The organism is Synechococcales cyanobacterium T60_A2020_003, assembly GCA_015272205.1.
GTDB lineage: Bacteria > Cyanobacteriota > Cyanobacteriia > RECH01 > RECH01 > JACYMB01.
This window is the reverse complement of the sequence record JACYMB010000224.1, coordinates 1-9,380: the sequence shown is the minus strand read 5'-3', so window position 1 is coordinate 9,380 and position 9,380 is coordinate 1. Positions and strand designations below refer to the sequence as shown.

Here is a 9,380-nt window from a genome sequence, read left to right as displayed (position 1 = left end):
ACTGTCCATCTAGACTATGGATGCGATAGGTTCCAGGGCTTTGGATCGGATAATCGCAGGGAGCGAGTCGTTGCCCTAAGGTCCAGCGACGGGCCGATTCGGGCGCTAGGGTCATTGCGGACAGGTGCTGCAGAGTTTGGACGGGGGAAATCAGGGTTAGGCGATCGCCCTCGATCTGCTGGTCTAGTTCCTCGACGGTCAAACTCTCCACTAACCGGAATCCGCTGCTTACGGTGCGCTGGAGGGCTGCAAGGGTGGCTCCAACCCCTAGAACGTCACCCAGATCACGGGCAATGGATCGGATGTAGGTTCCGGCTCCACACTCGATATCCACGACGAGTTCTGGATAGTCGAGCGATCGCCAGTCCACTACGGAAATGCTGTAGACATCAACGGTTCGAGAGGGCACGTCAACCACCTCCCCTCGCCGCGCTAGATCGTATAAGCGCTGACCTTGAACTTGAATGGCGCTGTATTGGGGGGGAATTTGCTGGATTCGTCCAATAAACATCGGAAGGTGCGCCTGAACGTCTGTCAAACTCAAGTTTGGAGCATGGGATGTAAGAACCTCTCCATCCAGATCATCCGTGGTCGTCGTCACCCCAAACCGAATCGTAGCCCGATACGCTTTATCAGAGGGGAGATATTGTAATAATCGGGTGGCCTTCCCAAGGGCAATGGGGAGTACGCCCGTTGCGGCGGGATCTAAGGTGCCCGCATGACCAACCCGCTTCTGGCGCAGCAACCGTCGCACCCGCGCGACGCAATCGTGGGACGTCCACTGGCTAGGTTTATCAAGGTTCAAAAATCCATCCACAGGCGATACAGTCAAACAATCCGGCAACGCAACGTTTCCCAGTGTGCCACATCTCCTCACCGAAAACGCCGCCAAGTTTTTTCAGAACTGCTGGTCTAAATCTTGCTCTTGGCAGTAGAATGAAAGGCAGGAAATGAAACAAATGTACTATACTTATGGTTCAATACACCCTAGCCCAAAATCCTGAGGTCATTCTTTCGGTTCCCGGCAAGGACTCCAATAAAGCCCGGGACAAAGCGATGGAACAGTTGATTGAGCTGATGGAGAATGGTGAGCTTGCTACCGATTTGACGGATGGCTTCAGTCCCCAGGAGTTTATTGAAGTCCGCGAGTCACCCTTGCCACCCGCCGATGATGAAGATGCCGTGACCCAAGCGGTGCAGGTCCTCAGCAACCTCGCCAATCTCAAAATGAAGGTGCAGTCGTCCCGTTCAGAGGCCATGCAGGTGCGATCGCAGATCGACAAGCTGTTTAGCGATGAAACGCTGACGGAGGAAGAGCTAACTCACCTCAAAAAGGGATTTAAGGTATTACAAGCCTTTGCCCAGTCCAACGTTCGTTACCGGGAGGCACGCAGTCAAGCCGAGGAGGCACGAGCCGTCTTGGATCGAGCCTTAGCCAGGGATTAGCGGGTTGTTGTAGCTTGCGCGATCGCCCCATCCTCAGGGCGTTCACCGCTCAAGTCTCACGTTTAAAACAAGGGGCTGAACGAAGCTTGGGGCATGGATAGGGTGGATCCAATTCTAGACTTGAATCGATGTACGCCATAGATGCCTTTGGGGATCAGCGATTCCCTTGCAAAATCGGTCGAGGGGTATGTAATGATGTTTCTGGTTTGAGTCGGAGGAGAAATCATCCCATGTCTCAAGAGCCGATTCAGGTGGCGATCGCCATCTTGCATCAAGACAACCAATTTCTGATGCAGCTTCGGGATAACATTCCCACGATTTTGTATCCGGGGGTTTGGGCGTTTTTTGGGGGACATCTAGACCCGGGCGAACGGCCAGGGGAGGGAGTGATTCGAGAACTTACCGAAGAAATTGGGTACCGTCCACCCACCATGGGCCTGTTTCGGGTCTACAAAGATGCGCAAATCATCCGCCACGTCTTCCACGGGCCATTGACGGTTCCCATATACGCCCTGGAATTGAATGAAGGGTGGGATCTAGGGTTACTGTCCGTCGCCGATATTCACCGGGGCGATCGCTACTCCGAACGGGCAGGCGATATCCGTCCCCTCGGCGCGATCCACCGTCAGATTTTGCTCGATTTTCTTGACCAGCATTCCCCGATTGCGAGGGTGTCAGATGACTAAAGTAAAGTTTTCGAACTCACCATCCGCCTCCGCGAATTCCCTGGACTCATCTACAGTCATCGCAGGATTGCAAGATGTACCCTATTCGGTGCGAGAAAGTGCCCGCGCCAAGAACGTCAGCATCAAGGTGTCCCGCAGTGGCCGCATTGAACTCGTGATTCCGAAGGGGTTTAGCCATCGCCGCTTGTCAGAAATTGTGCGCGATCGCCAGGATTGGATTGCAAAGACGCTGAATCGCCTAGAGGCCGAGCGGCAAAGTCTGCCCCAGGATTTAGTGAGCGATCGCCCCGATCGGATTGTGCTGGGAGCGTTACCGGAAACCTGGGAGATTGCCTACACTGCCGCATCGCGCGATCGCCTCCGCTACCGGGTTACAGGCGAAAACCGTCTCACCATCGAAGGCGATATTAGCTCGGTTGATCTCTGCCAAGAGGCTCTCCGTCATTGGTTAGCCCACAAGGCAAAGGCGCACTTACCCCAATGGCTGCGGCAGGTGAGCCACGACGTTGGACTCGCCTGTAATGACATTTCCATTCGCAAGCAGCGCACCCTCTGGGCGAGTTGCTCTAGCAAAAAAAACATCAGCCTGAACTATAAGCTTCTGTTTCTGCCCCCTCATTTGGTGCGCTACATCTTTGTCCATGAGCTGTGCCATACGGTTCACATGAACCACTCGTCCCGGTTCTGGAACCTCGTTGGCGAAATTGATTCCCACTATGAATGGAAGGATCAGGAACTGCGGGACGCTTGGAAATACGTGCCGCAATGGGTTGAGGAGGCGTCCTAATTTCTAATGGTGAACGCTGAGCAGATTAAGCAGCAGGCGCTAGACCTCGGATTCCACAAAGTGGGAATCGCATCTGTGGATGGAGCGGAAACAGCGATCGCCAAGTCTGCTACTGCGTTAACCCAATGGTTAAACCAGGGCTACCAGGCTGATATGGCTTGGATGGCGAACCCCAAACGGCAGGCCATTCGGGAGGTGATGCCCACGGTGCGATCGCTCATCTGCGTCGCGTTGAACTACTACACCCCCCATGCTCATGCTGATGATCCGGCGATCGCCAAAATCTCGCGCTACGGCTGGGGACGGGACTACCACCGCATTTTGCATAAAAAACTGAAACAGTTGGCGCAATGGCTGGAATCCCAAGGCGACGGCATCCAGGCTCGATACTACGCCGACACTGGCCCCGTGCAGGATAAGGTTTGGGCGCAGCAGGCCGGACTGGGCTGGATCGCCAAAAACAGCAACGTGATCACGCGGGAGTACGGTTCCTGGGTCTTTTTGGGCGAAGTGCTCACCAATCTAGACTTGCCGCCCGATTCCCCCCATACCTCCCATTGCGGAACCTGTACCCGCTGTTTAGATGCGTGTCCCACTGGGGCGATCGCCCAACCCTACGTCGTAGATGCGAATCGCTGCATTGCGTATCACACCATCGAGAATCGTGCGCCGGAACTACCAGAAGCGATCGCCCAAACCCTAAACGGCTGGGTCGCAGGGTGCGATATCTGCCAGGACGTGTGCCCGTGGAACCAGCGCTTTGCCACACCTACCGATGTCGAGGGCTTCCAACCCTATCCGTGGAACCTTGCTCCGAAACTGGAAGAGTTATCCACCTTATCCCAGGAAGACTACGATCGCCGCTTTCAGGCATCGGCTCTGCGACGAATTAAGCCCGACATGATGCGCCGCAATGCGCGGAGTAATTTGAAAGCGCAGGCGCAGCCCTGAATGGGGTAAAACGCATCCGAAACGTTTAGAAAGTGGGTAAACCAATGGTTCGCTCCCCCTAACGCCCCCCTTCAACAGCGGAACCTCAGACGTTTGGTTCGGTTCCGTTCTACCCCACAGTTGCAGTGGCCTGTTTGTACGCTGCCCAGCCCCCGTGATGGGAAATGTCAGGCCAGTGGTATTGGTCAACCAATTCGCGTGGATACAGCATTGCTGTAGCCACTTCGCCACTTTCTAGCAGCACATTGGCGGGATACATATGCGGAGGCTCAGTGGAGACTAAGTGGTCGTATTGCTCCGGTGTCAGTTCGTACGGTTCGCCTGGAATGCTGATTCCGCCTGTTTCAACCTGGTAAATGGCAGGATGCCAGCCATCTGCGGCTGCGTGGAGACGGTAAAGGGGCTGAGTTTTGGTCGTACGGATAAACGTGGCGGATTGAAGATTGCCGTGGTCAGGCTGTCCGCGTAGAGCCGATCCACAAATGAAGACCCGCTTTGGAGAGGGTGTCATGTTGCCTCCTACACAAAAAAAGTTTCAGTTCGCTCAAGGATAGGTAAACGGTAGCAGTGAGAAATAGTGTGACCGAGACGATCGCCCTACTGAGATCCAATATCTCAGATCCAACATTGGCCAGGTGATTTGCAACAAGTCGGTTTTGCGTATACCTGTGCATTAAATCATATTTTTTGTATACAGTATACAGTGTGGCTCCAATGTTCTCCTGGGTGCAGAGCAATAGGAGATCCAATCAAGATTTTTTCGTTGATGTGTTTGGATCTGATATCTCCAGAGGCTTGCTATGACGCTAACCCCAGCTTTAACCCTGTCGATTAATGGCGATCGCCTCAATACCAGCATTGCCCGCCTGTCGCAGATTGGGCACACAGAAACGGGAGGGATTGATCGGGTAGCCTACAGGCCCGCTGACATTGAAGCTCGGAATTTAATTCAGCACTGGATGACGGAAGCCGGAATGAGCGTCCGCCTAGACACGGCAGGCAATATTATTGGACGCTATGCCGGAACCGATGCCCATGCCCCCGCTTTGGCAACAGGTTCCCACATTGATACCGTTCCCAACGGCGGGCGCTACGACGGAGCCTATGGGGTCTTAGCGGGGCTAGAAGTCGTGCGATCGCTCAATGAGCATCAGAAGCGGTTGTATCATCCCGTTGAAGTGATCGTCTTCACTGACGAAGAAAGCAGCATGATTGGCAGTAAGGCGATCGCCGGACATATTGTGCCCAACCCCAGCTACTACGGACGGCTAGATGGCACATCAATTCAGACTTGCTTAGCTCAGATTGGTGGAGATTGGGGGCAAATCGCTACGGCACAACGACGCTCTGAGGAAATCGCGGCCTTTGTAGAACTGCATGTGGAACAAGGCCCGGTTTTAGAAACGGCGGGGGTGCAGATTGGGATCGTCGAAGGGATTGTGGGACAACGGCGCTACTATATTTATTTCGGTGATGGGTATGGCACGCCACGCTGGTACAACACCGATGGGGATGCGTCAGGATGCCCTCGTTGCCGCTGCTCAAATTGTTTTGGCTGTGAACCGGATTGCCAATCAGTCTGGACAACAGGTGGCAACCGTCGGCTGGATGGAGGTGCTGCCCAACGCGGCCAATACGATTCCGGGACAGGTTAATCTCAAGCTGGATATTCGCGATCTGTCCAATGCTCACATCGATGCCATGATGCTGGAATTGCAGCAAATTATGGAGGCGATCGCCATAGAAACAGGAACAAAAATTCAGATCCAACCCCGTCTTCCCAATGATCCGGCTCCAGCGCGGCTTCACATCCAAGCGGCGATCGCAGAGGTGTGCCAGGAACTAGGGCTGAGTGCAATGCAACTACCGAGTCGCGCCAGCCACGATACCCAAGAGATGGCGACCTTGACCGACATGGGCATGATCTTTGTGCCTAGCGAGGCGGGCGTTAGCCATGCTGAGACCGAATATACCTCGCCTGAACAAGGCGCGATGGGTGCAGAGGTGCTGTTACAGACCCTCTTAAAGCTGGATCAGCACTATCGGTCGCGTTCTGAAAACTAATGTATCCTGGATACAATCCATTGTTCTGAAACCAAGCAACCAGTTCCGAAAACGATTTTCTGGAGTCTATCCCTTTGGTGTTGCCTGCTCAACCGTTGCGACGGCAAAAATCGCTACAAGAACAAGCCTATCAAGCCTTGCGTAATGCCATTTTGTCGGGGGAGTTAGTGCCCGGACAACGTTTGGTGGAAACGCAGCTTGCCGAACAGCTTCAGGTTAGCCGTACCCCAATCCGAGAAGCGCTGCGCCTGCTTCAGCATGCAAAATTGGCGATCGCCGATGACAGTGGGGCGATTCGGGTGACCACCGTATCGGTGACCGACGCCATTGAACTGTATGACTGTCGCCTAGCCCTGGAGAGTCTATCGGTAACCCAAGCCTGTGCCAACGCCACTCAGGAGCAGATTGCCGAACTGCAAGCGCTGGTGGAACAAGCCGAGAAACTATCGCCCACGCCCAAGGAACAATTGCGAAATTATCAATTACTCGATCTGGACTATCGCTTCCATCGACTGTTGGCGCAAAGTTCGAGCAATAGCTATCTCACGTCTTTACTCGATCATGTGTTTGATCGGATGTTGCTGCTGCGCATTCAAACCACGCTGAACAATCCGAATGTGCTGGAGATCCGCTTAGAACATCGCCAAATCTATGAGGCGATCGCCCACCGGAATCCAGAGCTAGCGGCGGCGGCAATCCAAGACCACTTAAAGGCCAGCAAAGACCGCGTCATTCTTGAATTACAGTCTCTTCACAGCGATGCTCAATCGTGATCGGTCTGGAGATGTTCGTTTGCTGCAATCAAGCGATCGCCTGTTGGAAAAGAGAGTAGAGTAAGACAATTTTCATTCAGGCACTTTCTGCGTTACGGGCTTAAGGATAGGGCAATAAGCTAAGGTCTTGGAGAAATCGAAAGTCGCGTTGATTTTTGCTAAGTAATGGGATCTGATTCTCAATTGCAGTGGCGGCGATTAAGGCATCGGCAATCAATAATCTGTGGCTAAGGCAATAGGTTTGAAGGAGTTCAGTCGCGCGATCGCCAATCTGCCTAGTTAATGTAAAAATCTGGAATTGAGCTAGAAACTGTTCAAGTGCTTGTAATTCAACCTTGTTACGGCATCCAACAATGAGTTCCATGACGATGATTGTAGAAATTGCCAGAACAGCCGTTTAGCGTTCACGGATGAGCCGCGACTGCGCGATCGCGTCATTGTTGGCAATGTCAATCAGAATATCTGTATCAACTAGAACGGTAGACATGTCAATTGCGCCAGTGCTGTTGTCTGACTAGTCTGACCCAAGCAGTACTGTCTTGCATATCGGGGCGATCGCTCCAAATCTCGACAAAAGGTTGATTTTGTAGATCTAGGGGACGCGGGGTGATGTCTTCAGATTGGGTATAGCGTTGTTTGAGAAACGAAACGAAGTCTACAACCAGCGACTGGGCGGTTTCGGGTAGGGATGAACTATCTTCTTTTAACTGTTCAAATTCAAGCATAAGAGATTGTTTTACTAATATAGATAGCTGCAAAGATGTCTTAAGTAGCCTAGAGGTTGCGATCGATCGTTTCACGGTTAGAGCGTAACTCTATTGTACGTATGCTCTACATTAATGGCTGTGTTTTAAGACATGGGAGCGATTCTGCTTTGCAGAGGCTCCGCCAACGCCCGTTTAAGAAGAGGATAGAGGAGCGATCGCCCCTCACACTTTGGAATCGATAGAGTAGTTGTTTTGTTTGCTGAAGTTTGTTGACTACGGTTTGGATCTGTTGTTCGGCAGCAATCTTTTGAGGGTCGGGCGCATAGATAATCATGTTCCCTTCGACATTGCCTGCAACACCCGCTACAGGCGCGTTGAAATGTTGTTGCACTTTAGGTTGATTGGTCATGGATCACTCAGAGGGTAGATGAATTGAGTAAACGGATGAAACCTGCTTGATCGAAGTGACGATCGGTGGTGAGAGCGGCTTGAATATTTTGCCGCTGCATCAGAATGAACGAACTGCAATCTACCAGCGACCAGGCTCTATCAGAACGGGATTTGCATAGATTCCAGGCATCGGCATCTGTGGCAAGGTCGATGTGAATAATGTCCAGGTAGGGGGTGGCTTTGATGGTATCAATGATGGTGAAGAGCTTTGATCGGGGAATCCGCAGTGGACTATGCAACAGGGAAACCAGTTCTGTAAGGATGTAGTTGCTCGTGACAATAGTGTGCTGATTTTGGTAAGCCGTTGTCAAAATCTGTGCGGCTTGCCTGTGGGTTGGTTCTCTGCTGTCGAAAAAACTGGCCCATCTAGAAGTATCTACAAACAGCTTAGTCATCTTGCGTTTCGTCTGGGTGCATTTCGTCGTAGATGGCTTTGCCCAGGTAATAATCATGGCGATCGCCTGCATCGCCAACATCGCTGGTAATGCATCCTGCTAATTGCAGCAATGGATCGTCGAGCAATTCTGAGGGAGTCGCCACCACTGGAGTTTCTTGACCAATAAGGGTTTGGGTGAGTAATTGCAGAATGAACTCTTCGGTGGACTGGTTGGCTTGGGCCGCAGTTTGGGCTAGGGCTTGCTCAAGGGCATCGGGTAGGGTAAGGGTGATGGTTTTAGTCATGGGTTTGCTTGGTGGGGTTTGCAGGGGGTTGGGTCGAGTCGGTCGCATTTTCTGAGATGGCGGGCTTCCCGTTTAAGTGCGTCGGCAATGAAAACTTGGACAGATGGGGCTTCAGTCATTCCCGTCGTTATCCCACAAGGTTTCTACGGGACTAATGCGACCCGCTTTGACATCCGCTAGGGCACGGTAAATCCCGGAGAGAACTTCGATTTTTGGAGTGTCGTCGGAATCGGCTGCAGCAATTTGCTGGAGGGATTGCAGAATAAAGGTTTCAAGGGGAAGATCGAGCTGATTGGCGAGTTGAGTGAGTTACTGTTCGAGATCGGGGGGAACTTGGATCGTTAGCATCATTGATCTCCTAGTTTAGTTGTTGCTTTTTGAATTGATTCTGCTTCTTGCCAAAGCTCATAGTTGTAGAATTGACAATGGTTTTGGATAGTAGTAATCAGATTTTGCACATCTTTTCCTAGATCCTGAGTCATACGATTAACTAAATCTGGAAGATATTCAATAAGCAATGATTCATCTTGACTAATTTTTCCTAAAGCTTCAGAAGCAGCTGATCTAACGCTTGATGCGTCATCATTTAGCAAATCTAGTAAAGGCTGAATTATTTGCGTATCTCTAAAATCGGCACTGGTCGCCTAATAAGTGATGGATAGAATGAAAAAGGTAGTGAACCAGTTCTAGCTATGCCCTGACCTCATTGTCAAAGCCAGCAGGTGGTCAAAAACGGTAAGCATCACCTCCAAGATGGAACACCGATCCAGAATTACCGGCACTGGTCTGCTAAGAGATGATTGCTAAGATTATAAGCAGCATCGAGGTAAACCAA

The 9,380-nt window shown here is 51.8% G+C and carries 11 protein-coding genes and 3 pseudogenes; 6 read left to right on the top strand and 8 right to left on the bottom strand.

Annotation, left to right across the window (positions count from 1 at the left end):
- A partial coding sequence (gene truB, locus IGR76_11340; GenBank protein ID MBF2079083.1) for a tRNA pseudouridine(55) synthase TruB occupies positions 1-817 on the bottom strand: 817 nt, incomplete at its 3' end.
- A gap of 155 nt (positions 818-972) precedes the next feature.
- On the opposite strand from truB, the gene IGR76_11335 reads away from it, so the two are divergent.
- From IGR76_11335 to queG, 4 genes are all read left to right on the top strand, one after another.
- Positions 973-1,446 (top strand): hypothetical protein, encoded by a 474-nt coding sequence (locus IGR76_11335; protein ID MBF2079082.1) that lies wholly within the window; start codon positions 973-975, stop codon positions 1,444-1,446.
- A 230-nt stretch (positions 1,447-1,676) separates the two neighbouring features.
- Complete coding sequence (locus IGR76_11330; protein MBF2079081.1) at positions 1,677-2,132, top strand: NUDIX domain-containing protein; 456 nt, start codon at positions 1,677-1,679, stop codon at positions 2,130-2,132.
- Positions 2,125-2,919, top strand: a complete 795-nt coding sequence (locus tag IGR76_11325) for a M48 family metallopeptidase (GenBank protein ID MBF2079080.1) — start codon at positions 2,125-2,127, stop codon at positions 2,917-2,919. The genes IGR76_11330 and IGR76_11325 overlap by 8 nt, the downstream gene beginning before the upstream one ends.
- 6 nt (positions 2,920-2,925) lie before the next feature.
- A complete protein-coding gene (queG, locus tag IGR76_11320; GenBank protein MBF2079079.1) occupies positions 2,926-3,870 on the top strand; it encodes a tRNA epoxyqueuosine(34) reductase QueG in 945 nt (314 codons plus the stop codon).
- Between the two features lie 109 nt (positions 3,871-3,979).
- On the opposite strand, the gene IGR76_11315 is transcribed toward queG, so the two are convergent.
- Positions 3,980-4,381, bottom strand: a complete 402-nt coding sequence (locus IGR76_11315; GenBank protein MBF2079078.1) for a gamma-glutamylcyclotransferase — start codon at positions 4,379-4,381, stop codon at positions 3,980-3,982.
- A 289-nt stretch (positions 4,382-4,670) separates the two neighbouring features.
- Here IGR76_11315 and IGR76_11310 point away from each other — a divergent pair.
- Positions 4,671-5,934, top strand: a pseudogene (locus tag IGR76_11310) (Zn-dependent hydrolase).
- Between the two features lie 74 nt (positions 5,935-6,008).
- Positions 6,009-6,707 carry a GntR family transcriptional regulator gene (locus tag IGR76_11305; protein MBF2079077.1) on the top strand — a complete coding sequence of 233 codons (699 nt, stop codon included), beginning with the start codon at positions 6,009-6,011 and terminating at the stop codon, positions 6,705-6,707.
- Between the two features lie 100 nt (positions 6,708-6,807).
- Here the strand turns inward: IGR76_11305 and IGR76_11300 are convergent.
- The 6 genes and pseudogenes from IGR76_11300 to IGR76_11275 all read right to left on the bottom strand — a co-directional run bounded on the left by IGR76_11300 (position 6,808) and on the right by IGR76_11275 (position 9,159).
- Positions 6,808-7,194 (bottom strand): annotated as a pseudogene (locus IGR76_11300) (type II toxin-antitoxin system VapC family toxin).
- Position 7,195: 1 nt separating this feature from the next.
- Positions 7,196-7,432, bottom strand: a complete 237-nt coding sequence (locus tag IGR76_11295; protein MBF2079076.1) for a hypothetical protein — start codon at positions 7,430-7,432, stop codon at positions 7,196-7,198.
- Positions 7,433-7,538: 106 nt separating this feature from the next.
- Positions 7,539-7,823 (bottom strand): hypothetical protein, encoded by a 285-nt coding sequence (locus IGR76_11290; GenBank protein ID MBF2079075.1) that lies wholly within the window; start codon positions 7,821-7,823, stop codon positions 7,539-7,541.
- 7 nt (positions 7,824-7,830) lie between these two features.
- A complete protein-coding gene (locus IGR76_11285; protein ID MBF2079074.1) occupies positions 7,831-8,259 on the bottom strand; it encodes a type II toxin-antitoxin system VapC family toxin in 429 nt (142 codons plus the stop codon).
- A complete protein-coding gene (locus IGR76_11280; protein MBF2079073.1) occupies positions 8,252-8,545 on the bottom strand; it encodes a hypothetical protein in 294 nt (97 codons plus the stop codon). Before IGR76_11280 ends, IGR76_11285 begins: the two co-directional genes overlap by 8 nt.
- Positions 8,546-8,892: 347 nt before the next feature.
- Positions 8,893-9,159: pseudogene (locus IGR76_11275) on the bottom strand (hypothetical protein).
- Positions 9,160-9,380 lie beyond the last annotated feature (221 nt).